At 63.4% G+C, this 23,423-nt stretch carries 19 protein-coding genes; 6 read left to right on the top strand and 13 right to left on the bottom strand.

Annotated elements, in window-relative coordinates; genetic code table 11:
- Nucleotides 1-68 precede the first annotated feature (68 nt).
- Both kstD and AC1TPF_RS22090 read left to right on the top strand, forming a co-directional pair.
- Nucleotides 69-1,814 carry a 3-oxosteroid 1-dehydrogenase gene (gene kstD, locus AC1TPF_RS22095; protein WP_482140802.1) on the top strand — a complete coding sequence of 582 codons (1,746 nt, stop codon included), beginning with the start codon at nt 69-71 and terminating at the stop codon, nt 1,812-1,814.
- The gene (locus AC1TPF_RS22090) at nt 1,814-2,686 is read left to right on the top strand and encodes a MaoC/PaaZ C-terminal domain-containing protein (RefSeq protein WP_482140804.1); all 873 of its coding nucleotides are present in this window, start codon (nt 1,814-1,816) and stop codon (nt 2,684-2,686) included. The genes kstD and AC1TPF_RS22090 overlap by 1 nt, the downstream gene beginning before the upstream one ends.
- A 21-nt stretch (nt 2,687-2,707) precedes the next feature.
- Here the strand turns inward: AC1TPF_RS22090 and AC1TPF_RS22085 are convergent, their stop codons facing one another.
- Entirely contained in the window at nt 2,708-2,833 is a 126-nt protein-coding gene (locus tag AC1TPF_RS22085) for a hypothetical protein (RefSeq protein WP_482145319.1), read from the bottom strand.
- A 196-nt stretch (nt 2,834-3,029) separates the two neighbouring features.
- Here AC1TPF_RS22085 and AC1TPF_RS22080 point away from each other — a divergent pair, with 196 nt between their 5' ends.
- Nucleotides 3,030-4,685 carry an MFS transporter gene (locus AC1TPF_RS22080; protein WP_482145318.1) on the top strand — a complete coding sequence of 552 codons (1,656 nt, stop codon included), beginning with the start codon at nt 3,030-3,032 and terminating at the stop codon, nt 4,683-4,685.
- 170 nt (nt 4,686-4,855) lie between these two features.
- Here AC1TPF_RS22080 and AC1TPF_RS22075 read toward each other — a convergent pair whose 3' ends face one another.
- Together AC1TPF_RS22075 and AC1TPF_RS22070 are read right to left on the bottom strand one after the other, a co-directional pair.
- Nucleotides 4,856-6,067 carry an HNH endonuclease gene (locus AC1TPF_RS22075; protein ID WP_482145317.1) on the bottom strand — a complete coding sequence of 404 codons (1,212 nt, stop codon included), beginning with the start codon at nt 6,065-6,067 and terminating at the stop codon, nt 4,856-4,858.
- A gap of 715 nt (nt 6,068-6,782) precedes the next feature.
- Complete coding sequence (locus AC1TPF_RS22070) at nt 6,783-7,418, bottom strand: TetR/AcrR family transcriptional regulator (protein WP_482140811.1); 636 nt, start codon at nt 7,416-7,418, stop codon at nt 6,783-6,785.
- Nucleotides 7,419-7,500: 82 nt separating this feature from the next.
- Between AC1TPF_RS22070 and AC1TPF_RS22065 the strand changes: the two genes are divergently transcribed.
- Entirely contained in the window at nt 7,501-8,244 is a 744-nt protein-coding gene (locus AC1TPF_RS22065) for an SDR family oxidoreductase (protein ID WP_482140813.1), read from the top strand.
- A gap of 30 nt (nt 8,245-8,274) precedes the next feature.
- On the opposite strand, the gene AC1TPF_RS22060 is transcribed toward AC1TPF_RS22065, so the two are convergent.
- From AC1TPF_RS22060 to AC1TPF_RS22030, 7 genes are all read right to left on the bottom strand, one after another.
- Entirely contained in the window at nt 8,275-9,909 is a 1,635-nt protein-coding gene (locus tag AC1TPF_RS22060) for an AMP-binding protein (protein ID WP_482140815.1), read from the bottom strand.
- Between the two features lie 38 nt (nt 9,910-9,947).
- Complete coding sequence (locus AC1TPF_RS22055) at nt 9,948-11,120, bottom strand: lipid-transfer protein (protein WP_482140817.1); 1,173 nt, start codon at nt 11,118-11,120, stop codon at nt 9,948-9,950.
- Nucleotides 11,117-11,602: a MaoC family dehydratase gene (locus tag AC1TPF_RS22050; protein ID WP_482145316.1), complete on the bottom strand. Its 486-nt coding sequence runs from the start codon at nt 11,600-11,602 to the stop codon at nt 11,117-11,119. The genes AC1TPF_RS22055 and AC1TPF_RS22050 overlap by 4 nt, the downstream gene beginning before the upstream one ends.
- Complete coding sequence (locus AC1TPF_RS22045) at nt 11,599-12,633, bottom strand: bifunctional MaoC family dehydratase N-terminal/OB-fold nucleic acid binding domain-containing protein (RefSeq protein ID WP_482145315.1); 1,035 nt, start codon at nt 12,631-12,633, stop codon at nt 11,599-11,601. Before AC1TPF_RS22045 ends, AC1TPF_RS22050 begins: the two co-directional genes overlap by 4 nt.
- Nucleotides 12,634-12,646: 13 nt before the next feature.
- Entirely contained in the window at nt 12,647-13,810 is a 1,164-nt protein-coding gene (locus AC1TPF_RS22040) for an acyl-CoA dehydrogenase family protein (RefSeq protein WP_482145314.1), read from the bottom strand.
- A gap of 5 nt (nt 13,811-13,815) precedes the next feature.
- Nucleotides 13,816-14,874 (bottom strand): acyl-CoA dehydrogenase family protein, encoded by a 1,059-nt coding sequence (locus tag AC1TPF_RS22035; RefSeq protein WP_482145313.1) that lies wholly within the window; start codon nt 14,872-14,874, stop codon nt 13,816-13,818.
- A 92-nt stretch (nt 14,875-14,966) separates the two neighbouring features.
- A complete protein-coding gene (locus tag AC1TPF_RS22030) occupies nt 14,967-17,171 on the bottom strand; it encodes an acyl-CoA dehydrogenase family protein (protein ID WP_482145312.1) in 2,205 nt (734 codons plus the stop codon).
- Between the two features lie 217 nt (nt 17,172-17,388).
- Here AC1TPF_RS22030 and kstR point away from each other — a divergent pair, with 217 nt between their 5' ends.
- Nucleotides 17,389-18,042: a cholesterol catabolism transcriptional regulator KstR gene (gene kstR, locus AC1TPF_RS22025; RefSeq protein ID WP_482140829.1), complete on the top strand. Its 654-nt coding sequence runs from the start codon at nt 17,389-17,391 to the stop codon at nt 18,040-18,042.
- Nucleotides 18,043-18,176: 134 nt separating this feature from the next.
- Here the strand turns inward: kstR and AC1TPF_RS22020 are convergent, their stop codons facing one another.
- The gene (locus AC1TPF_RS22020) at nt 18,177-20,714 is read right to left on the bottom strand and encodes an ATP-dependent Clp protease ATP-binding subunit (RefSeq protein ID WP_482140831.1); all 2,538 of its coding nucleotides are present in this window, start codon (nt 20,712-20,714) and stop codon (nt 18,177-18,179) included.
- 415 nt (nt 20,715-21,129) lie between these two features.
- Here AC1TPF_RS22020 and AC1TPF_RS22015 point away from each other — a divergent pair, with 415 nt between their 5' ends.
- Nucleotides 21,130-21,978 carry an alpha/beta fold hydrolase gene (locus AC1TPF_RS22015; protein ID WP_482145311.1) on the top strand — a complete coding sequence of 283 codons (849 nt, stop codon included), beginning with the start codon at nt 21,130-21,132 and terminating at the stop codon, nt 21,976-21,978.
- 78 nt (nt 21,979-22,056) lie between these two features.
- Here the strand turns inward: AC1TPF_RS22015 and AC1TPF_RS22010 are convergent, their stop codons facing one another.
- Together AC1TPF_RS22010 and AC1TPF_RS22005 are read right to left on the bottom strand one after the other, a co-directional pair.
- Nucleotides 22,057-22,533, bottom strand: a complete 477-nt coding sequence (locus tag AC1TPF_RS22010; protein WP_482145310.1) for an anthrone oxygenase family protein — start codon at nt 22,531-22,533, stop codon at nt 22,057-22,059.
- Nucleotides 22,533-23,372, bottom strand: a complete 840-nt coding sequence (locus tag AC1TPF_RS22005; protein ID WP_482145309.1) for an NmrA family NAD(P)-binding protein — start codon at nt 23,370-23,372, stop codon at nt 22,533-22,535. The genes AC1TPF_RS22010 and AC1TPF_RS22005 overlap by 1 nt, the downstream gene beginning before the upstream one ends.
- Between the last annotated feature and the right edge of the window lie 51 nt (nt 23,373-23,423).

Here is a 23,423-nt window from a genome sequence, read left to right as displayed (position 1 = left end):
CTCTTGAGGCAGTTTATAACGTGTTCTACCTTGCGGGTGGAAGTCGGCGATGCGCGAAGGGGCGAATCATGAGTGGTCCGGAAAGCGGACGAGGTGACGGCAGCGTGCCGAATCCGGGGGACGAAACGTATGACGTGATCGTTGTCGGCGCCGGCGGTGCAGGCATGAGCGCCGCCATCACCGCTGCGGCACACGGTCTGAGCACGATCATCGTCGAGAAATCCGCCTATTGGGGTGGGTCGACGTCCCGCTCGGGCGGTGGCGTGTGGATTCCGGACAACCGACTCCTGAAGCGCGACGGCGTGAAGGACGACCGCGAGGCCGCCCGCACCTACGTCCGATCGATCGTTGGAGATGTGGTCGCACCAGATCGGATCGACGCCTACATCGATAGAGGCCCCGAAGCGCTCGAATTCCTGATGGAGCACTCTCCGCTCGACCTCGAATGGGTCAAGAACTACTCGGACTACTATCCGGAGGCACCGGGTGGGCGCGTCCATGGACGGTCCTGCGAACCCAGGCCCTTCGATTCACGCAAACTCGGCAAAGACTTCAAGACGCTTCACCCGCCGTACACGAAGTCCCCGTTGAACGTGGTGGTGATGCAGTCGGATTACCGCTGGCTGAGCACCGGTCTGCGGCATTGGAAGGGCCCGCTCCGGTTCATGAAGGTCGGAATGCGGTTCACCTGGGCCAAACTCACCGGCAAGAAGCTGATCGCGATGGGCGCCGCCCTGATGTCGGAATTGCTGCTCGGCGTCCGACAGGCCGGAATTCCGTTGCAGCTGAACACCGGACTCGTCGACCTGGTGACCGAGGGCGACCGGGTCGTCGGCATCGAGGTCGAATCCGACGGAACAAGGCGCACGCTCCATGCCCGCCACGGTGTGGTGCTGGCTTGCGGTGGTTTCGAGCACAACATCGAGATGCGGCACAAGTACCAGCGTCAGCCCATCGGATCCCAATGGACCACAGGCGCCGAATCCAACACCGGTGACGGCATCAATGCGGGGCTCAAAATCGGTGCAGCCGTGAGCTTTATGGAAGATGCCTGGTGGGGCCCGACCATCCCGCTCCCCCGCGGCCCCTGGTTCGCCCTGTCGGAGCGCGCGCTACCGGGAAGCATGATGATCAACGACCGCGGTCAGCGATTCATGAACGAGTCACTGCCGTATGTCGAAGCGGTGCACCAGATGTACGGCGGCGAGTTCGGCCAGGGTGAAGGTCCCGGAGAGAATCTGCCGTGTTGGCTGGTTTTCGACCAGACCTACCGCAACCGGTACATGTTCGCCTCGGTGTCCGGACGGCAACCGCTGCCCGGCAACTGGTTCAAGTCGGGTGTGATCACCAAGGCCGACAGCATCGAGGCACTTGCGGAGCAGATCGGCGTACCGGCCGATGGCCTTGCCCAAACCACCAAGCGGTTCAACGAGTTCGCGGTGAAGGGCATCGACGACGACTACGGTCGCGGGGTCAGCAAGTACGACCACTACTACGGCGACATCACCAACAAGCCGAATCCGAGCCTCGGCCCACTCAAGAAGGGTCCGTTCTACGCGGTCAAGATGGTGCCCGGCGACCTCGGAACCAAGGGCGGCATCAACACCGACGCCGCCGGACGCGCACTTCGCACGGACGGCTCTGCCATCGACGGCTTGTACGCAGCGGGTAACACCAGCGCACCGGTGATGGGCCACACTTACGCGGGCCCCGGCGCAACCATCGGTCCGGCAATGGTTTTCGGCTACCTTGCCGCTCTCGACATCGCCGCACATGCACAACAGGATCGAGTGAAGAAGGAGAAGGCAAGCTGATGGCGATCGATCCGGATATCGCGCTGGGCGCGGTGGTCTCGAAGGAGTCCTACAGCTGGAATGCCTCGGATGTCGCGCTCTACAACCTCGGGGTGGGTGCAGGCGCCGATCCGCTGGACCGCGCAGCACTTCGCTATTTCGACGACAACCACCCAAAGGTGTTGCCGACGTTCGCGACCGTGGCCGCACATTTCCATGACACAGAACCGCCGAAGGTCTCCAAGCCCGGCGTCGAGATCGATCTCGCAAATGTCGTCCACGGTTCGCAGGAAGTGCTGGTGCACAAGCCCATTCCCGCATCAGGATCGGCAACCACCACGGTCAGGATCATCGAACTACAGGACAAGGGTTCGGCTGCGGTGATCATCGAGGAGTTCACCACCGTCGACGATGCGGGAGAGCCCCTGTGGACCGCACGTTCCTCGATTTTCGCCAAGGGCGAGGGCGGTTTCGGTGGCGAACGGGGCAATTCCGAGAAAGTCGTCTACCCCGATCGCGAACCAGATCACGTCATCGAGGCAAAGACACTTCCGCAGCAGGCCTTGCTCTACCGGCTGTGCGGCGACCGCAATCCGCTGCATTCCGATCCGGAGTTTGCCGAGAAATCAGGTTTCCCGAGGCCGATCTTGCACGGCCTGTGCACCTACGGGACGGTGTGCCGCGCTGTTGTGGACACACTGCTCGACGGTGAGGTGGATCGGGTCGAACGGTTCGGCGCCAAGTTCGCCGGAGTCGTCTTTCCCGGCGAGACGCTACGAATCAGGGTGTGGGAGGACGGATCCCGCCTCCTCATCAGGGCGACGGTGGCCGACCGCGACGACGCGCCCGCGCTGGGCGATGTCGTGCTGACGACGTTTCGTCACGAGGACTGACGAAGCCTGCTCGAACTGGGGTCAGGCGGCACTCATGAAGATGGCAACCAGGCCGACGAAAATCGCGGCCAAGGAGCCCACCAGTGTGAGGACTCGCCAGATACGTAGTTTGATGACGGGTGTGTCGTTGACATGCGTTGAGGCCATTGGATTCCCTCTCTAATGAACATGGCCAGCCCGGCTGGGTCGGTCGTCACCAGCAACATCGAAATGTTGTGTTACCAGCGGGACAAATGTGACACACGTGACAGGTGATGCACGTCAGCCACACCGATCATAGTGATAACGATTACACAACACGAACAGCTGGATAGAACACGTTTCACTCGCCTAAATTGGATAAATGGACTCTTCTGGGGGCACCCCGACGCGCGATAAGCTCGGCTTCCGCGCAATCTGGCTCATCGTGGTCGCCTGCGCTGCACTGAGCCTGGTCATCGCCGCGATGGCTTCCCTCAACACCGCGATTCCCGACATCGCCCCGGCCGTCGGCGCCAACTCCAATCAGGTGACCTGGCTGATCGACGGCTACACACTCACCATCGCCGCCCTCTTGCTTCCAGCCGGAGCCATCGGCGACCGGTACGGCCGCCGCGAAGTACTGATCGGCGGGCTCGTCGTCTTCACCATCGGCTCATTGCTCCCGATCTGGGTGTCCAATCCCGATCAGTTCATCGCCGCCCGTGCACTGACGGGCGTGGGCGCGGCATTTGTCATGCCGGCGACACTGTCGGTCATCACCGCAGGCGTACCCGAATCCAAACGCCATCTCGCCGTGAGCATCTGGGCCGGCGTTGGTGGATCCGGCGGCATTGCAGGCTTTTTCGTGACCGGTGTGCTTCTCGAGTTCTTCAGTTGGCACTCCATATTCGTCACGTTCGGCATCTCAGCGGCCGTCACCGCGGTGCTGGCCTGCACGATCCCGACGTCCAAGGACTCGACCACGCACCGATTCGACTGGATCGGGTCGATCACCTCGGCCTCCGGCATCGGACTACTCGTCTACGGCCTCATCGAGGCACCGCATCGCGGCTGGCTCAACCCGCTGTCGCTGCTGGCGCTGATCTGCGGTCTCCTGCTCATCGCGGCATTCTGGTTCTGGCAGCGGAAGAACCCGGAACCGCTGCTCGACGTGCGTCTGTTCAACAACCGCGCATTCTCTGCAGGCACACTGAGCATCACGGTGCAGTTCCTTGTCGTCTTCGGGATCTTCCTGGTGCTACTGCAGCAGTTGCAGTTGGTCTTCGGATACTCACCGCTCAAAGCCGCAGTCGCCCTGATGCCGATGGTCGGTCTGGTGATGGTGTTCTCGCTGATCGGAAACTGGCTCACCACCCGAACGAGTCTGCGGACCATTCTGGTGTTCGGCATGGCCGCGATGGGCGTCGGTTCGATCTATCTCGGCGCCGTCAACCTCGACAGCTATCAGACCATCGTCGTCGCAATGATCATCCTGGCAATCGGATTGGGTATCGCCACGGCGCCGTCGACCACCGCAATCATGATCAACACACCCACCGACAATCAGGGCGTCGGATCTGCGGTGAACGACACCGCCCGCGAGCTCGGTTCAGCGATCGGAATCGCTGTCGGCGGAAGCCTGTTGGCCGCCGGGTATACCCGGAACATCGAACCGGTTGCCGCCGACGCCGAGGCGTCGATGCAACAACTGTCCACACAGCTCGAAGCCGCCGGGCAAACGGAGCGCGCACAAGAGGCCGCGACCGCTGCCGACTCCATCAGCGAGCACATCACCAACACTCTTGCCGAAGCACTTCAGGTGGCGGGCCAACTGTCCCCCGTCCAACCGGAGCTCGCCGCACGGATCAGCAAGGGCGCCATCGAGGCCTTCGAAGGACCGATGGGCACCTCATGCCTCGCCTTGGGCGGCGTATGCCTGGCAACGGCCATCGGCCTTGTCTTCCTCACGCCCAAACAGATCGACGACGGTGCCGCAGAGCGTGCCGACGCCAAAGCCGAAGCAAAAATCAACGACTAACCCGTCAGCAGAGGCGTGCACCGTCTGGAGATGTCGGTGAACTTGCCCGCTCGATGCTGCCGCCACAGCTCGTCTGGACGGCAGCATCGAGCGTTTTCACGCTATGGAGTTGTCAAAGATGCGTGCGCGGTCCCGACAAGATCTCGGGTGCGCTGGGGTGGAAAGTTGGTTCAGGCGGCGAGCGTCAGGGTTCGTCTGTTGTAGGCCGGTAGTGGTCTTCGCTGCGGATCGATATCGGCGGGCGGAATCATCCACGGGTGTCCGTCGGAGCCCATGATCACGTCCCACCCGGTGTTGTGAACCGCCATGTGACAGGTGCGGCACAGCAAGCACCCGTTGTCGAGGGTGGTGGCACCGCCATCAACAAAGTGCATGATGTGGTGACAGTCCGACCAGCCTGCCTTGGCACCACATTTCACACAGCAGGTGTCGCGGATGATGATCGCTTTGCGCACAAGCCCTTTGAACAGCCGTTTCGGTGGACTCATATCGACCGGGACGTCCTGCCCGTCGAGGGTGATCGAGGTGATTGATGAATCGCAGGCCAACGTTGCGGCGGTCGCTTCGGTGATCGGACCCATCCACGGCAACGTGGCAGCCTCGGGATGATCGGCGGGCACGGTGACCATCACTTCGGTTCGCGGCGCCGACACCAGCGTTTGCTCGCCACCGCCGCAATCCAATAACTGGTGCAGCGCATCAGCCCGGCGTTGGGTGGGGCTTCGACTGTCATCCGAACCGTCCGGTTCGGGGCGTGCTTTGGACCAGAAGTCCAACGCGGAGAACAACTTTTCCCCGATCACCGCATCCACATCGAACGTGCCGACACAGCGACCTTCACGGACTGCATAGTCCAGGCTGTTCAGTGACCGGTCTTCAGCCGGCGGTGGACCGCCGGTGTCCTTCGCCACCTCATTCCCCAGCGTTCGGGCCGCCGCGCTGATCTCTGCCGGTGGTGCTCCGGAGATGGCGTGGTTCAACAGTTTCCGTTCGAACTCGATCTGCTGCTCAGCGGTGATCGGATCCTCGGACCGCCCGAGGACATGCGCAACACCTTTGACCACCGCATCGACATGCTCGGACGACAGAAACCCGTCCCGCGAATAGCCGGCGGTACGATCCAAGCCCGCAATACCGGCGCCGATACGTATCCAGCGATACGCAGACACCGGTGCAGCACCGTTGGCCTGCAACAACTTTGCTGTCGTCGACCCGGCCTTACGGGCGATACCCGACTCGTCGATCACCGCGGCGCACACCGCTAGTTGATGCTCGGCGGCGTTGCGCAGGGTTATCAGATCCTTCGCCATACCCAGCGTGGCAGTTGGATCATCAGGTAAGACCAGGTCGACCAGATCGTCAACCATCTCGAGAAGTCGCATAGCACAGCACCTTCCAAGGACAAGAGCAAACCGGGAGGTCGACCGGATGTGTCTGCGGGGAAGGCGTCAGATACGTCGTGCTTGTGGTCGATTGATTCCACTGTACCTACTCGAACACGTGTTCGCAAGGATTGATTCTATCCAATGTTGTTTGTGTGCAACATCTTTCGCTAGTATGACGAAACAACTCAGACGAATTTCGACTGATCAGCTAGGCACAATGATCAGGGACGGTCGCGAACGGTGTGGCACCAGTAAAGATAGGTGAGGTCTTCCGGTATCGGCGTGGGTGCCGGAACTTCACCAACAACAAACACATCCTCACCTCCCACGCTTGTGCCGAACGGCAGGTTGAAATTCTTCTACGATCGTCGATCAGCGCCGGACCCTCTGACGCACCGCCGAACGATTGCAGTGCTCGCCACCACAGCCAAGATTTGGGCTGATTGCTACCGACCGGCGGCGCGGCGGCGATTTCCGATCGATTATTGTAGCTGCACCACAGGCTAATTGGATCCGATCCACGCCGACATCAAGCAAGCTCGGCCGAGCCCCGACGCGACGGCCACCGAACCTCGAACGCACAATCGGCAACCGCAACAACAAAGCAAGGCCACGGATGCGCGTCCGTGCACAACGCCTTTGACGACCTCCCAGCTGGCGCGACGGCAAGGTCGAACGGTTCAACCCGACTTCCCACCCCCGAACCGAGCAGTCAGTCGATTCGCGCGGAGGGTGTGCCGATGCCGCGGAGAATGTTGTCGACCAGAGCGTCTGCGAAGGCGACGGTCAGCGGTTGCGCCGGGAGCAACAGCCGATGGTAGGCCGCGCCCCACAACTGGTCGACCACGACTTCGAGGTCGATATCGTCGCGAAGCACACCCGCCTCCTGCGCCAACCGAAGACGGTCGACCGCAAGTTGACGGCGCGGCCGCGTGTACGTCGTCTCGATCGTTGCGGCGAGCGCGGGATCCGATTGGGAAAGTCCCACCAACTCTGCGATCACGCGACCTCGAGGGGTGTCGACGAGTAGGTGGATGAACGAATGCAACTGCGCTTTGAGGTCGCGGCCGAGGTCGCCGGAGTTCTCGAAACCCAGCTCCACCTCGACGGCGGAGAAGTACGCCTCGAGTGCGAGCGCCCCTGGGGACGGCCACCATTTGTACAAGGTCATCTTGCTGACGCCGGCGTGAGTTGCGACCTTGTCGAAGGTCACGGCCTTGATGCCACCGGAGAACAGCAGCTCCGTCGTCGCGGCGAGAACAGCCTGGTGCACTTCCGCTGCGGCGCGGCGCCCTCTTCCGGCGCGCAACTTGATGTCCTTCTCGGCGGGCAACCTGTCCGTCGTCATTGACCTCACCCCTTGCCTCATATGTACAAGTAGTCTACATTTTAGTTTGTGTACAACTAATCCACTTATAAGGGAGTTGGCCATGGTCAGCAAGAATCACAATGCCCGCACCGCGATCGTCTTCGGTGGCTCCGGCGGGATCGGAAGAGCGGTCGCCGAACGCCTCGCAGCCGACGGAAACAACGTGGTGGTCCACTACGCCGGACGGGCGGCGGCAGCCGATGCGGTGGCCAACGGCATCACCGCGAACGGTGGGACGGCCATCACTGCAGGCGGCGACGTTGCGGACGAGACCCAGATGGAGCGTGTCTTCGATCAGACCGCCGAGCAGTTCGGTGGTGTCGACATCGTTGTCAACACCGCGGGCATCATGCTGCTCGCGCCTGTCGCCGACATGAATCTCGACGACTTCGACCGAATGCACCGGACCAACGTCAGAGGAACGTTTGTCGTGTCCCAGCTCGCGGCCCAGAAACTGCGTCCGGGCGGTGCGCTTGTCAACTTCTCCACCTCGATAACCCGTCTGCAACAACCGAATTACGCCGCGTATGCCGCAACCAAGGGGGCCGTCGAGGCGTTGACCCTCATACTCGCGCGCGAACTACGTGGGCGCGACATCACCGTCAACGTGGTCGCACCGGGCCCGACCGCGACACCGCTGTTCCTCGAGGGCAAACCGAGCGAACTGATCAACCGGCTGGCAAGCGCAGCCCCGCTAGAGCGACTGGGCGAGCCCGAGGACATCGCAGAAGTCGTTGCATTCCTGGCAGGTCCGGGACGGTGGGTGAACGGACAGACCCTGTACGCCAACGGAGGAATTGCCTGATCGCTTGCAGCGCAACGACTCCGGCCTATCTCAGCTGCTCACCGCGCCCGAAACCGATGTGCCGAGTGCGGCATCCTTGGCCCACCGGTAGTCGGCCTTACCGGCCGGGGTCCGCTTGATCTCGTCGACCAACACCAGCAGACGGGGAATCTTGTAGCCCGCCAGCATCGTTCGGCAATGCTCCTGGATTTCGTCGAGCGTCGGCGCGGTCTGGTCCGGGCGGACCGCTACCACGGCCGAGACCTTCTGGCCCATACGTTCGTCGGGGGCCCCGACCACCAGTGCGTCGGCGACCGCGGGGTGTGCGTGCAGGCAGGCCTCGACCTCTTCGGCAAACACCTTCTCACCACCGGTGTTGATGCACTGCGAACCGCGTCCGAGGAAGACGATGGTGCCGTCGGCCTCGACGTGCGCCATATCGCCGAGCACCGACACCCGGGTGCCATCGGGCAACGTGGGGAATGTTCGCGCCGACTTCTCCTCATCCCCGTAATAGCCCAGGGGCACGTTCCCGATCCGGGCGATCATCCCCACCTCACCGGAGCCTGGTTCGATCGGCTCCAGCTTTTCGTCGAGCACTGTCATCTTCGAAGACGGCGGCATCGCCAGCGTGCCGTCCTCCCGAACTTCAAAGGCACCGTCGTTGCCGGACTCCGAGGCCCCGAAGTTATCGCGCAGCAACAAATCAGGCTTCGCCGCGACCATCCGATCTCGCACACCGACCGACCAGATCGCACCGCCGGAGGTGATCGAGAACAGGGCCGACATGTCGACCTCGTCCTTCAGCTTGTTCATCGCATCTGCAAGGGGCGAACCCATACCGTCGCCGACGATCAGGATCACGTTGACCTTGTCGGATTCGATGGAGCGCACCACTTTTTCGGGGTCAAACGTCCGCATCAATACCAGGCGCGCACCCAGGGTCAAGAACGTGAACAGCGAATACAACGCCGCGCCGTGCATCAGCGGTGCCGCGATCAGGAAGGCCAGATCGGGGAACTCCTTTGCCGCTGCGGCAACTTCGCCGAGGTTCTTGCGTGGGTTGTTGTCCTCGTACGGGTTACCGCCCGACAACGGCTTGTGGAAGAAGTCGTCGTGCCGCCACATCACCCCCTTGGGGTAGCCGGTGGTGCCGCCGGTGTAGAGCACCCAGAGCTCATCGCCCGTCCGGGGTTCGAAGTCCCGCGCATCCGAATACCCCTGCGGCGCAAAGGGAAGAACACTCACACCGGCCTCCGTTGCGGCATCGGCCAGCGCTTGGGAGACCTCCCCGATCACCAGCACCGTCCGCAGGGTCGGGATCTGTCCGATGATCTGTGCCAGGTTCTCCTGATGTTCGAGTTCTTCGACAACTATCGCCACCGAGTCGGAGTTCTCGAAGATGTAGAGCAGCTCTGCCGGTGTGTAGCGATAGTTGATGTTGATGGGAACAGCACGCAGCTTGATGACACCGAGGATGGTGGTGACGTGCTCCAGGCTGTTCTTGAGGAACAGCGAGACATGGTCGCCGGCACCGATTCCCGCGGCCGACAACATGTGTGCCACCTGATTCGACTCGCGTTCGAGTAAGCGGTAGCTGTGATCAACACCCTCGTAGGTCAACGCAATCCGGTCGGGAACCGAGTCGGCGACGGTCTCGAATACATCGGCAAGGTTGAAGGCCATCTGAGAAATCTCCTTTGCGACGAGAATGGGGGCACGAACTATGCGGTCAGGACAAGACCACTGGTCGGGACTCCGGTGCCGGCGGTGACCACCACTGCACCTGCGCCGTCGACCTGGTTGACCGAGTCACCACGAAGCTGTCGGACAGCTTCGGCGATGCCGTTCATCCCGTGGATGTACGCCTCCCCGAGTTGCCCACCGTGGGTGTTGAGCGGCAGCCGGCCACCCACTTCGAGTGCACCGGGTTCGCGGACAAGATCTTTCGCCTCACCGCGACCGCAAAATCCGAGCTCCTCGAGCTGCATCAACGTGTACGGCGTGAAGTGGTCGTAGAGGATCGCGACATCCATGTCGTCGGGGCGAAGTTCCGACTGCTCCCACAACTGCCTGCCCACCAACCCCATCTCGGGGAGTCCGGCGATGTCGTCGCGGTAGTAGCTGGTCATTATGTACTGGTTTTCACCACTGCCCGATGCAGCACCAGCGATGACGACCGGCGTATGCGGTAGATCCTTGGCGCGCTCGGCCGACACCACCACGATCGCCACCCCACCATCGGATTCTTGGCAGCAATCAAGGAGATGGAGGGGCTCGGCGATGTACCGCGAGTTCTGGTGATCGTCGAGCGTGATGGGTTTGCCGTAGAAGAAAGCCTCGGGATTGACCGCTGCATGCTTGCGATCCACCACCGCGATCTGGCCGAAATCTGCACTGGTGGCGCCATATTCGTACATGTATCGCTGGGCCACCATTGCCACGAACGCAGCCGGGGTACTGAGCCCATGTGGATAGCTGAAGGCGTTGTCGGTGCCCGACGAGTTGTCCTGCGCGACCAGCGAGGTGTTCACCTGGCCGAACCGCATGCCCGACCGCTCGTTGAAGGCCCGGTAGGCCACCACCACATCGGCAACCCCGGTCGCCACCGCCATCGCCGCCTGCTGCACGGTGGAGCACGCTGCTCCCCCACCGAAGTGGATGCGAGAGAAGTACTTCAACTCACCGATGCCCGAGGCGCGGGCGACCGCGATCTCGGTGTTGGTGTCCATGGTGAACGAGACCAGTCCGTCCACGTCTGCCGGTGTCAATCCGGCGTCCGCAAGCGCCGCGGTGACAGCTTCGGCGGCGAGCCGCAGTTCACTGCGTCCCGAGTTCTTGGAGAAGTCGGTGGCGCCGATACCGACAATCGCTGCCTTGCCGGACAACCCGCTCATCGGCTCACTCCCGCTTCACTTTTTCCCGCCGGTGCACTGACGTTCGTATGGTCCATCACCAGTGTTACCACCGATGTCACGTGGTTTCCGAGGCTGTCCTTGCCGATCACGTCGACCGTCACCAGACCGTCATCCACCGCGCTCACGGTGCCGGTGAGCGTCAAGGTGTCGTAGGCGTACCAGGGCACACCGAGTCGTAGCTTGATCGACCGGATCTGCGCGCGCTGCCCGGCCCAGTCGGTGATGTACCGCTGCACCAGTCCGGTGTCGGTGAGGATGTTGACAAAGATGTCCTTCGACCCCTTCTGGTGCGCGAGGTCGCGGTCGTGGTGGACATCCTGAAAGTCCCTGGTGGCCAAGGCCGTCGAAACCACGAAGGTCGGTGTCGCGTCCACTGTGAGAGTCGGCAGTTCAAGACCGACTACTGCTGCGGGAGGGTTGGCGGGCGGGACAACTGTGGGTACCGCGGGGGGAACATTCATTGCTGCACTCCTGTTCCGGCGGGCTGCCACGCATACAGCGTCCAGGCGGCGGCATCGTCGACCGCCGGGAAGTCAAGGAATTCGACACGTACCGGAAGCCCGATCTCGACCTGCTCGGGTTCGACCCCGCGGAGCTCGCCCAAAAGCCGTACACCTTCGTCGAGTTCGACGAGCGCGATGACAAACGGCAACTTTCGGCCCGGAACCTTCGGGGCATGGTGCACCACGTAGCTGTAGACACTGCCCAGGCCGGAGGCGACCACGTAGTCGGTCTCCTCGCCCTTGGCCTTCCAGATCGCCGGCACCGGCGGATGCCGCAGCGATCCGTCCTCGAGTTTTTGGATGCGCAGCTCGTGCTCGCGTACGCCGTCCCAGAAGAACAGCGTGTCCAGAGATGGGGTGGGACGCATCATCTTTGCCGGATCGAAATCGTCGGCCGGTGAACCGAGTGATGAGATCACCGCGCTGTCGGCCGCGGGTGGCCCAGGATCCCTATCCGACACCGGATCCTTGGCGGGCGGTCGGAACTTGAGGATCCGAAAATCCATCTCGGCGACAACTTCGTCGCCGACCTTCCAGGTGTTCCTGGTGGTGAAGAACCAGCCTTCGCCGAGGCCGGTCTGCTTGGGCCCCACCACATCCGTCAGGGCGGCCTCGATGGTCACCTCTTCACCAGGCTTCGTGTACCGGTGGTAGGTCGAATCACAGTTGGTCGCAACAACTGACGTGTAGCCCGCATCGTCGAGAATCTGTGTCACCCGACCGAGTGGGTCGTCGTCGGCGCGCACCCTGGTCAGTCCCCGCATCGTCCACACCTGTGCCATCGCCGGAGGAGCCACGATGCCGTCGTATCCCGCAGCGCGGGCGGCATCGTCGTCGACGTAGATCGGGTTGTTGTCCCCGATGGCCTCGGTCCAGTTGTTGATCATGGCTGTGTTGATGGGGTCGCGGCCTGCCACCGGAGCGCTGGTGCCCGCAGCCCGGACGCGGTCGGTGGCCGCGATGATCGTCGACGTATCAACAGTTGTCATGGAATGGCTCCTCTCAGCGCTTTCCGCGGGGTAGACCGAGCCCGGCGGTGGCGATCATCTCGCGCATCACCTCGTTGACACCGCCACCGAAGGTGATCACGACGTTGCGCTTGGCCTGGACGTCGAACCAGTCGGCGAGCGCGGCGGTCTGCGGGTCGGAGAAATCTCCGTGCCTGCCCAGGATCTCGTCGATCAAGCGGTGGACGTGCTGTAGCCGTTCGGTGGCGAAGACCTTGGTTGCCGCGGCATCGGCCATCGAGATCGAATCGCCGCCTGCTGCCACCTGCCAGTTGAGCAGCTCGTTGATCCGGTAGTAGGCATGCAGCTCTGCCAGAGCACGTTTCACGTCCGTGTGCTTTGCCGGAACGGTGCCGTCAGGGCCCGGGCGCTCCGCCCACTCGGTGATGCGGGCGAGGAGCCCGTCGAGTCGTCCGGCGGGACCGAGCATGACGCGCTCGTGGTTGAGCTGTGTGGTGATGAGCCGCCATCCGCCGTTGACCTCACCAACCACCATGTTGGCAGGCACCACCACATCCGAGTAGTACGTGGCGTTGACGTGATGGGCATGGTCGGCGGTGATGATCGGGGTCCAGCTGTATCCGGGGTCGGTGGTGTCGACGATCAGGATCGAGATGCCCTTGTGCTTGGCAACGTCCTTGTCGGTCCGGCAGGCCAGCCACACGAAGTCGGCGTCGTGGCCGCCGGTGGTGAAGATCTTCTGTCCGTTGACGATGTACTCGTCGCCGCTCCGGACCGCGGTGGTCTTGAGCGATGCGAGGTCGGTGCCGGCATCGGGTTCGGTGTAACCGATCGCGAAGTGGACCTCACCGGCGAGGATCGCAGGCAAGAACCGTTGCTTCTGCTCCTCGGTGCCGTAGAGCTGCAGAGTCGGTCCAACCGTCTGCAGCGTCACCGAAGGCAACGGGACATCGGCGCGAGCGGCCTCGTTGACGAAGATCTGCTGTTCGATGTGGCCAAATCCGCGGCCACCGTATTCCTTTGGCCATCCGACACCGAGCCAGCCGTCCTTGCCCATCTGCCGGATCACCTTGCGGTAAGTGGGTCCGTGTCGCTCGGTGAGCATAACTTCGGCATCGGTCTCGGAGACCAGCGTCGAAAAGTATTCGCGCAGCTCCGCTTTCAGGCTGCGCTGCTCGGGGGTGAGATCGATGAACATCGGGTTTACGCTCCTGCCTCTACCTGCTCGGCCAGTGCATCGAGGCGGCTGGTGGGTCCACCCACCAGCCGCGCGAGATCCTTGGCGATCGAGAAGTACCGGTGCAACGGGTACGTGAGGTCGACACCGATGCCGCCATGGAGGTGGACCATCGTCCGCATCGTGGCCGGGACCTCCTGCGCCAGCCAGTACGTGGCCACCGCCAGATCCGGCCCCGCATCAAGACCTTCGGATAAACGCCAGCCGGCCGCCGTGGTCGCCAGTGTCATCGACCGGGCCACCACGTAGATGTCGGCGAGTTGCTGCTGTACGGCCTGGAACGTCCCGATGGGCTTGTCGAACTGGACTCGCTCGGTGACGTGGGTGGCCGTCAGCTTCATCGCACCGGCGACCAATCCGTCGGCGTAGGCGGCGATGCCGAGCGCGTGGTGCTCGATGAGCCAATCCGGATCGCCCTCGACGATGGTCCGGACCGGCACGTTGTCGAATTCGACTGTGTACTCGCCCCATCCGCACGACGAGGTCGTCCTGGTGATGGTCACTCCCGGGTCATCACCGGCGACGACAGCTACGCCCGCGTCTGCGGCGACGAGCAGGGCGCTCGCACCCTCGGCATGCAGCACACCGGTTTTGGTCCCGGTCAACTTTCCGCCCGACACCGAGGTGTGCGGTGTGGCCGTCATCGCCGCGCCCGGCTCGTTGATGGCCGCAGCCAACCAACCACCCGATTGCACTGCGGCGCCGAGTTCGACCGCCACGTCGGGAGCCCGGGCGGCCAGTGGCGCCAGCCCCGAGATCAGGGTCCCGATCGCGGGTGTCACGGCCGCGGACCGTCCCAACGCGGTGGCGACGGGGAGCAGCCCACCGACACCGACGTCATCGCCGCCCTGGCTCTCCGGCAATGGCAGCGCCAGAACACCGCCACCGGCCAGCGCCGACCACAACGTTGTCTCGAACCCCCCGCGATCTGTCAGATTCGCGTCCCAGACCGTCTCGTGCCGTTCCAGCACCGAGTCCATGACATCGCTCACAGTTTGGGCGGTGGAATCCAGCGTGAAATCCACGTTCTACACCCCTCCAAAGAATTAGAACTTGTTCTAGTTGTATCAGACGAACACGGTGTCCGTTTCGACTTGCGCCAAGCTGCGGCCGCACCTCACCGGGGCAGACCCAGCAGCCTCTCGGCCGTGGCCGTCAGCAGGATCTGGGTGGTGCCACCCGCAATGGACAGACACCGGTTCAGCAGGAACGTGTCGGCAGCCGCGGACAAGGCCAGGCCTTCGGTACCACGGCATTGTTGCGCGAACTCGGGCACCGATTGCCGATGCCGAACCCCGATCAGCTTGCGGACACCGGCCACCGCCCCCGGATCCGTCCCGTTGATCGACCCGAGCACCGTCCGCAGATCCAGGACCTGCCCGAGCTGCGCCTGCACGATGAGATCGCCGAGACCTTCGGTCTGCGCATCGGTCAGCACCGAGTCACCGATCTGCTCGAGAAGCGCTTCCATCTCCTTGCCGAGGGCCGAGCCACCCATCGCCACTCGCTCGTTGGCCAGCGTGGTGCGCGCCAGGCGCCAGCCGTTGTCGACCTCCCCGACCACACAGTCGTCGGGGACGAACACGTCATCAAGAAAGACCTCGTTGAACAGTGACCGGCCGGTCAACTCGCGCAGCGGCCGCGTCTGAATGCCTGCCGACTTCATGTCGACGAGGAAATACGTGATCCCCTTGTGCTTGGGGACATCAGGATTGGTTCGCGCCAGGCAAATCGCCCAATCGGCATCGTGCGCGTGCGACGACCAAACCTTCTGACCCTGCAGCCGCCAGCCGCCGTCGACCTTCGTGGCCTTGGTCCGCAGCGAGGCGAGGTCTGAGCCCGCCCCCGGCTCGGAAAACAGCTGGCACCACAACAACTCGCCGTCGAGCGTCGCCCGCACAAAGCGTTCGCGCTGCGCGTCGGTGCCGTGCGCGACGATCGTCGGGATCGCCCACCCCGCGATCACCAGGTCCGGACGACGAACGCCCGCTCGTTCCAATTCGGAATCGATGAGCACCTGATGCGACGCGTCGGCGCCGAGTCCGTACGGCGTTGGCCAATGTGGCGTCAGGTATCCGGTGGCAGCAAGCTCCAGGCGCTGATCCGTCGCGGCCGCAATGGACTCCGCCTGCTCCCGAACCTGCGGGCGGTCGCGCTCGGCGTCCCCCAGATCGATCGTGAACGTTCGACGGACCCCGGACCGGTTCAGTTCGGCAACCTGCCTGCGCCACCGCCCCGGGCCCCCGAGCTGGGCCTGCCAGGCCAGCGCCCGACGCAGGTAGAGGTGCGCATCGTGTTCGAAGGTGAACCCGATCCCGCCGAGTACCTGGATACAGTCCTTGGCGTTCGCCACGGTCAATTCGGCGACCACCGTCGCTGCCGCCGCGGCGCTGATCTCCAGCTGCGCCGTCGCCGCCTCGCGGTCGGCATTGTCGGCTTCGGTGAGTTCGTCGATGGCCTCGGCGAGGTCCCAGGCCGCGGCGCCGACCAGTTCGCTGCGACAGAGCATCTCCGCGCAGATGTGTTTGACGGCCTGAAAGCTGCCGATCGGCGCGCCGAACTGTTCCCGCACCTTGGCGTACTCGACGGCGGTGTCGAGGCACCAGCGGGCAACTCCGGCCGCCTGAGCGGCGATCCCGGCGATGACCGTGGCCCGCACAAACGAATCCGAGACGTGCAGGACCTCGTGAGCGGGGATCCGGACCTGTTCGAACCGGACCCGAGCGAGGTCCATCGAGAAGTCGATGCCCTCGACTTTGTCGGCGACCACACCCGGCGTTTTCGGTTCCAGCAGCACCCACCGCCGGCTTCCCGCGATGTCCACCGGCGCCAGCAGCGCGACACCATCTGCGTACCCGGCGACCAGTCCGAGGTCACCGTCGGCCGACAGGACGCCGCGTTCGGTTTCGGTCGACAGGACCACGCCACCGCCCGTCAGCACAGCCGTTGCGATCGCGACGCCGACCTCACCGGCCAGCAACTGCCCGAGTAACGCGTTCTCATTCGGCGCGCCTGTCACCGCTGCCAGCAGGGCACCGATGGCCGTTCCGGCTACCGGACCGGGGACGAGTCCGTAGCCCGTTTGCTCGAGCATGACGGCGAGATCGATGAACATCGCGTCCATTCCGCCCTGGCTCTCCGGTACCGCGGCCGCGAACACCCCGAGACCCGCCAGTTCGGGGAACAGTGCAGGCCAGGCATCGGCCTGCACGTCGGATCCGGGTTCGGCCGCCCGGACCGAGGTGATTGCCGACACCTTTTTGGACCATTGACCAATTGCATCGGCCACAGCGGTATGTTCTTGAGTGGTAGCGATCGTCATGGGCCTGGACATCCTGACTACTCGGAGTTGTCGGTGCGTAGTAGAACCTGTTCTAATATTGCACGTTCGAGGCAGCAGAATGAAAGGGGCTGCGGCACGCGGCCTCCAAATCGCATTTTCGGTGCCAGCGATTAATGTGTAGTTGACCACCTGCAAAAACGGTCAACCACAGAAACCAGGGCCCACTGGGCGCAGAAACGAAAGAGGTCGTCCACTGATGGCAAGCCCGAATCCCACCGGCGGTTCGGTCAGCGATGCTGCCGTCGGTACCGAGATCGACCTCGGCTCCAACGCCCAGCGTGAACGTAGACGCCGCATCCTCGACGCGACGCTTGCCCTCGCGTCAAAGGGCGGCTACGACGCCGTGCAGATGCGCGCCGTCGCCGACCGTGCCGACGTTGCCGTCGGAACCCTCTATCGGTATTTCCCCTCGAAGGTGCACCTACTCGTCACCGCCCTGGCCCGCGAGTTCGAAGGCGTCGAGGCCCGCGCCGACAAGACCCGCCTCCGCGGAGACACGCCACTCGAGCGTCTGCGCCACGTCCTGGACATGATAACCCTTGCCATGCAACGTGATCCGCTGCTGACCGAAGCAATGACCCGCGCATTCATGTTCGCCGATGCATCGGCCTCCGCAGAGGTCGACAAGGTCGCGAGGATCATCGACCGTCTGCTCGCCAATGCCATGGTCGAAGGCGAACCCGGCGATCTCGACCTGAAGATCGCCCGCGTCGTCTCCGACGTCTGGATGTCGAATCTGGTGCAGTGGCTGACCCGCCGGGCCTCGGCCACCGACGTCACCAACCGCCTGGAGTTGACGATCACACTCCTGCTCGCCGGCCGCGATAACAAGGACGCCGCAGCGCAATAGCCACAAAAGCACCCGTTCCAGCCAAAAACACTTGTTGCAACGTGTGTTTTTGACCGGAACGGGTGCTTCTGTCTGTGCCTGCAAAAAGAAGGGGCGCAACCACTTTCGTGGTTGCGCCCCTTACTTTCTATCGGCTATTTCTCGGAGTCGCCGGTCTTGGCCAGTTCCACCGGGGTGTCGGGAAGCGCGATCGGCTTCTTCGAACCCTTGAAGGTGAACTTGGCGTCTTCGCCCTCGTCTTCGCCGTCCCAGTTCTCGACGTCGACGAGGATGATCTCGCCTGCACCGATCTCGTTGAACAGGATCTTCTCGGACAGCTGATCCTCGATCTCGCGCTGGATGGTGCGACGCAGTGGCCGCGCACCCAGGACCGGATCGAAGCCGCGCTTGGCGAGCAGGGCCTTGGCCTTGTCCGTCAGCTCCAGAGCCATGTCCTTGTTCCGCAGCTGCGTCTCGACGCGGGCGATCATCAGATCGACCATCTTGATGATCTCGTCCTTCGTGAGCTGATGGAACACGATGACGTCGTCGATACGGTTGAGGAACTCGGGCCGGAAGTGCTTCTTGAGCTCGTCGTTGACCTTCTGCTTCATCCGCTCGTAGTTCGAGCCCTCGGCGCCGGACTGGGAGAAGCCCAGACCCACGGCCTTGGAGATGTCGCCCGTACCGAGGTTCGAGGTGAAGATCAGGACGGTGTTCTTGAAGTCGACCGTACGACCCTGACCGTCGGTGAGACGGCCGTCCTCAAGCACCTGCAGGAGCGTGTTGTAGATCTCCTGGTGTGCCTTCTCGATCTCGTCGAACAGCACGACGGAGAACGGCTTGCGGCGCACCTTCTCGGTGAGCTGGCCGCCCTCTTCGTATCCGACGTAGCCGGGAGGGGCACCGAAGAGCCGCGACGCGGTGAACCGGTCGTGGAACTCGCCCATGTCGATCTGGATGAGCGCGTCGTCCTCGCCGAACAGGAAGTTCGCCAGCGCCTTGGACAGCTCGGTCTTACCGACACCGGACGGGCCGGCGAAGATGAACGAACCGGACGGACGCTTGGGGTCTTTCAGACCGGCGCGGGTACGACGGATCGCCTTGGAGACGGCCCTGACCGCTTCGGTCTGGCCGATGATCCGCTTGTGCAGCTCGTCTTCCATACGGAGCAGACGGGTGGTCTCCTCCTCGGTGAGCTTGAAGACGGGGATACCGGTCCAGTTACCGAGGACCTCGGCGATCTCGTTGTCATCGACCTCGGCAACGATGTCCATGTCGCCACTGCGCCACTGCTTTTCACGCTCGGCGCGCTCGGTGACGAGCTGCTTCTCCTTGTCGCGCAGGTTCGCGGCCTTCTCGAAGTCCTGGGCGTCGATCGCCGATTCCTTCTCTTTGCGGGCGTCGGCGATCCGGTCGTCGAACTCGCGCAGGTCTGGCGGTGCGGTCATCCGGCGGATACGCATCCGGGCGCCGGCCTCGTCGATCAGGTCGATCGCCTTGTCCGGCAGGAAGCGGTCGTTGATGTACCGGTCCGCCAGGGTGGCCGCGGCCGTCAGTGCACCGTCGGTGATGGAGACGCGGTGATGCGACTCGTAGCGGTCCCGCAGACCCCGAAGGATCTGGATGGTGTGCTCGACACTCGGCTCGCCGACCTGCACCGGCTGGAACCGGCGCTCGAGTGCGGCGTCCTTCTCGATGTACTTGCGGTACTCGTCGAGGGTGGTCGCACCGATGGTCTGCAGCTCACCGCGGGCGAGCTTCGGCTTGAGGATGCTGGCGGCGTCGATGGCGCCTTCGGCAGCACCTGCGCCGACGAGCGTGTGCAGCTCGTCGATGAACAGGATGATGTCGCCGCGGGTGTTGATCTCCTTGAGAACCTTCTTCAGGCGCTCTTCGAAGTCACCGCGGTAGCGGCTACCGGCAACCAGCGACCCGAGGTCGAGGGTGTAGAGCTGCTTGTCCTTGAGCGTCTCGGGAACGTTGCCGTTCACGATCGCCTGGGCCAGGCCCTCGACGACAGCGGTCTTACCGACGCCGGGTTCACCGATGAGCACCGGGTTGTTCTTGGTGCGGCGGCTCAGCACCTGCATGACGCGTTCGATTTCCTTCTCGCGCCCGATGACCGGGTCGAGTTTGCCCTCGGCAGCAGCCGCGGTCAGGTTGCGACCGAACTGATCGAGGACAAGCGAGGTCGACGGCGTACCGGCCTCCGTGCTGCGACCGCCCGTGCCGGCTTCCTGAGGCTCTTTGCCCTGGTAGCCCGAGAGGAGCTGGATGACCTGCTGGCGCACCCGGTTGAGGTCGGCGCCGAGCTTGACCAGCACCTGGGCCGCTACGCCCTCGCCCTCGCGGATGAGGCCGAGCAGGATGTGCTCGGTGCCGATGTAGTTGTGGCCGAGCTGCAGCGCCTCACGCAGCGAGAGCTCGAGGACCTTCTTCGCGCGGGGAGTGAAGGGAATGTGACCGGACGGTGCCTGCTGACCCTGGCCGATGATCTCCTCGACCTGGCTGCGTACGCCTTCGAGCGAGATCCCCAACGACTCGAGCGACTTGGCGGCAACGCCTTCGCCCTCGTGGATCAGACCCAGCAGGATGTGCTCGGTACCGATGTAGTTGTGATTGAGCATCCGCGCTTCTTCTTGAGCCAGGACTACAACCCGACGAGCGCGGTCGGTGAACCGTTCGAACATTGTTCTCCCTTACGTTTCAATGGGTCGAGCACGACCTGCAGCTTCGGGTCCAGTCTGACTGGTCCACAGGCGTCCATCTTCCCAGGGTGGGCCTATGCCGACGGCAACATCTAAACGTCACCCTCAGCGGCCTTGGTCTCAGTCTAATGGCCGCAGGTCACCGGCACCGCAGATGTGTCGGCCTACGCCCCCGGCGGGCCCGGTTTCGGACCCTTTAATCCATCAACACTGCAGCTCGGGCGGGTATTCGCCATGCGATACGCCGTCAGCGAACGCGGTGCAGGTCATTCGATCGTCGTGGACTTAATCAACCGGCGGGTGAAATAGGGCATCTCGCGGCGTGCTTTGCGGGGCTCGGCAGAGCGCTCCCATATAAACCCGGACTGCGCGGCGATCCCCTGGAAGGATACCCATCATGGCAACCGTCGAGACCACTCTCGGGACCATCGAGTACACATCCGTCGGCCCCGACGACTCCCCTTTACCGCCGGTGCTGTTCATCCACGGCGCGTTGGTCGACGCCGAACTGTGGCGCGACGTCGCAACCGGTCTGGCCACTGCGGGGTTCCGATGTCATCTGCCAACCCTCCCACTCGGTTCACATCGGATTCCGATGAAACCCGATGCGGACTTGAGCCCCGCCGGAATTGCCGGCCTGATCCGCGAATTGATCGTCGGCCTCGACCTCGACGATGTGACGCTCGTCGGCAATGACACCGGGGGTGCACTGTGCCAGTTCACCGTGGACGCCCACGGCGAGGACATCGGGCGGCTGGTGCTCACCAATTGCGACGCCTTCGACACCTTCCCGCCGTTTCCCTTCAATGCCACCTTCTCGCTCTTGAAGGTGCCCGGCGTACTGTCCCCCGCATTGAAGCTGATGCGGTCCAAGGCAATTCGCCACTCACCGGCGGGGTTCGGCCTGTTGGCGAAGGATCTCCCGCCCGACCTCACCGAACGCTGGGTGGCACCGGCCCGCGAATCCGCGCAGATCCGGCGTGACATCAGGAGATTGTTCTCGAACATCCGCCCATCCGAATTGAACGAGGTGACCGGGCGGTTGGGTGCCTTCGACAAACCGGTGACACTCGTGTGGGGCACCGCAGACAAGTGCTTCACACCCGCCCTCGGCCGACGTCTGGCCGCTCAGTTCCCCAAAGCGCGATTCGCCGAGGTTCCGGGCGCGAGAACATTTGTGTCACTGGATGATCCCTCCGCAGTGGTCGACGAGATCACGAGAATCTCGACGCAATCGCATAACTGACGCCTGCGCGACGCTCAGCCGCAGCGCCGGAGGGCAGGGCTCATCTCGACCAGGCTTCGAACCCCGGCACCCACTCGACTATCGCGTCACCAGACCGGTGACGAGCACCGCCAGTGCACCGGTGTTCACCACCGCCCGGACGATGTTCCACCGCACCCAGGGTTCCTCGAACGCCACCCGGACCGCGCGTAGGTCGCTGATCCGATCGGGATCTCCGGCTGCGGCGATCTGATTGTTGAGCGGGATGTTGAAGGCGACGGTGGTGATCAGCGTCAATCCGTAGAGGACCGCGCCTGCCACGATCCACCACAGCAGCCGGTGGTCGCGGTAGAGCACGGCGGCGACCACTGTGAAAGCCAGGCCACCGAGGAAGACCAGCAGGAAGATCGGATTGACGATGGCGACGTTGATCCGTTGCATGACCGCGACGAAAGATTTGTCGTCGACGCGCCGCAGACCTGGCATCACGGCGCAGGCGAAAGCCGAATACAGCCCGGCCATCAGGCCCACCGTCACCACTCCGAGCACCAGCACCGACTCCCGGACCATCGCCATCACCAAACTCCTTGTATGGACGCCTTTTTCACCACATCGGAGAAATCTGCGGGTTCGCGTCCGAGGATCTCGAAGACGCCGCCGGTGACCGATTCATTGCGGCCGTCGAACAACGTTCCGAACAGTGCCATCACCATGTCCGCGTACTCCGAGCCGATGCCTTCGGCCAGCATCGCGGCGCGATAGTCGCCATCGGGAACCGTCAGGAATGCGATGTCGCGGCCGAGTATTTCACCGATCTCTGCGGTGGCGTCGGCAAAGCTGAGCAATCGCGGGCCGGTCAGCTCATAAACATGGCCGGCGTGGCCGGTGCCGGTCAGTGCTTCGACGGCGGCGTCGGCGATGTCGTCGGCGTCGATGAACGGCTCACCCACCGGTCCGACGGGCAGCACCACCACACCTTCGCGGATACCGTCGACGAGGAATGCCTCGCTGAAGTTCTGCGCAAACCAGCTGCACCGCAACACTGTTGCGGGGATGCCGGCGCGCAGGACGATCTGTTCACAGGCCTGCGCCTCGGGTTCACCGCGCCCGGACAACAGGACGAGCCGGTCGACACCGGCCTCGCCGGCCGCGGCGACAAAGGCGGTGATGTCGTCGACCGAGGCAGGCACGATCAAATCTGGCTGGTAGGTGATGTAGACCGCGCCTGCACCTTCGAGCGCGGACTTCCAGGTTCCGCGGTCGGTCCAATCAAAATGTGTGGTCGATGTGCGGCTTGCCCGCCGGACCGGCAGACCCGATCGTTCGAGTCGATCTGCCACTCGCCCACCGGTTTTACCGGTTGCGCCGACAACCAGGATGGGACGTTGATGTCGGGGTGTTGTTGTGTTTGTCATGTGAACCAGTACAGGCGACCAATACGAGCGTTTCCATGGCTTATCCGCTTG

It is taken from the genome of Williamsia sp. Y853, assembly GCF_056786495.1.
This window is presented reverse-complemented; position numbering and strand designations above follow the sequence as displayed.

What these genes read in the sequence shown, in the direction of transcription:
- kstD (WP_482140802.1), top strand. Translation starts at nt 69, where the DNA reads ATGAGTGGTCCGGAAAGCGGACGAGGTGACGGCAGCGTGCCGAATCCG.
- AC1TPF_RS22090 (WP_482140804.1), top strand. Translation starts at nt 1,814, where the DNA reads ATGGCGATCGATCCGGATATCGCGCTGGGCGCGGTGGTCTCGAAGGAG.
- AC1TPF_RS22085 (WP_482145319.1), bottom strand. Translation starts at nt 2,833, where the DNA reads ATGGCCTCAACGCATGTCAACGACACACCCGTCATCAAACTACGTATC.
- AC1TPF_RS22080 (WP_482145318.1), top strand. Translation starts at nt 3,030, where the DNA reads ATGGACTCTTCTGGGGGCACCCCGACGCGCGATAAGCTCGGCTTCCGC.
- AC1TPF_RS22075 (WP_482145317.1), bottom strand. Translation starts at nt 6,067, where the DNA reads ATGCGACTTCTCGAGATGGTTGACGATCTGGTCGACCTGGTCTTACCT.
- AC1TPF_RS22070 (WP_482140811.1), bottom strand. Translation starts at nt 7,418, where the DNA reads ATGACGACGGACAGGTTGCCCGCCGAGAAGGACATCAAGTTGCGCGCC.
- AC1TPF_RS22065 (WP_482140813.1), top strand. Translation starts at nt 7,501, where the DNA reads ATGGTCAGCAAGAATCACAATGCCCGCACCGCGATCGTCTTCGGTGGC.
- AC1TPF_RS22060 (WP_482140815.1), bottom strand. Translation starts at nt 9,909, where the DNA reads ATGGCCTTCAACCTTGCCGATGTATTCGAGACCGTCGCCGACTCGGTT.
- AC1TPF_RS22055 (WP_482140817.1), bottom strand. Translation starts at nt 11,120, where the DNA reads ATGAGCGGGTTGTCCGGCAAGGCAGCGATTGTCGGTATCGGCGCCACC.
- AC1TPF_RS22050 (WP_482145316.1), bottom strand. Translation starts at nt 11,602, where the DNA reads ATGAATGTTCCCCCCGCGGTACCCACAGTTGTCCCGCCCGCCAACCCT.
- AC1TPF_RS22045 (WP_482145315.1), bottom strand. Translation starts at nt 12,633, where the DNA reads ATGACAACTGTTGATACGTCGACGATCATCGCGGCCACCGACCGCGTC.
- AC1TPF_RS22040 (WP_482145314.1), bottom strand. Translation starts at nt 13,810, where the DNA reads ATGTTCATCGATCTCACCCCCGAGCAGCGCAGCCTGAAAGCGGAGCTG.
- AC1TPF_RS22030 (WP_482145312.1), bottom strand. Translation starts at nt 17,171, where the DNA reads ATGACGATCGCTACCACTCAAGAACATACCGCTGTGGCCGATGCAATT.
- kstR (WP_482140829.1), top strand. Translation starts at nt 17,389, where the DNA reads ATGGCAAGCCCGAATCCCACCGGCGGTTCGGTCAGCGATGCTGCCGTC.
- AC1TPF_RS22020 (WP_482140831.1), bottom strand. Translation starts at nt 20,714, where the DNA reads ATGTTCGAACGGTTCACCGACCGCGCTCGTCGGGTTGTAGTCCTGGCT.
- AC1TPF_RS22015 (WP_482145311.1), top strand. Translation starts at nt 21,130, where the DNA reads ATGGCAACCGTCGAGACCACTCTCGGGACCATCGAGTACACATCCGTC.
- AC1TPF_RS22010 (WP_482145310.1), bottom strand. Translation starts at nt 22,533, where the DNA reads ATGGCGATGGTCCGGGAGTCGGTGCTGGTGCTCGGAGTGGTGACGGTG.
- AC1TPF_RS22005 (WP_482145309.1), bottom strand. Translation starts at nt 23,372, where the DNA reads ATGACAAACACAACAACACCCCGACATCAACGTCCCATCCTGGTTGTC.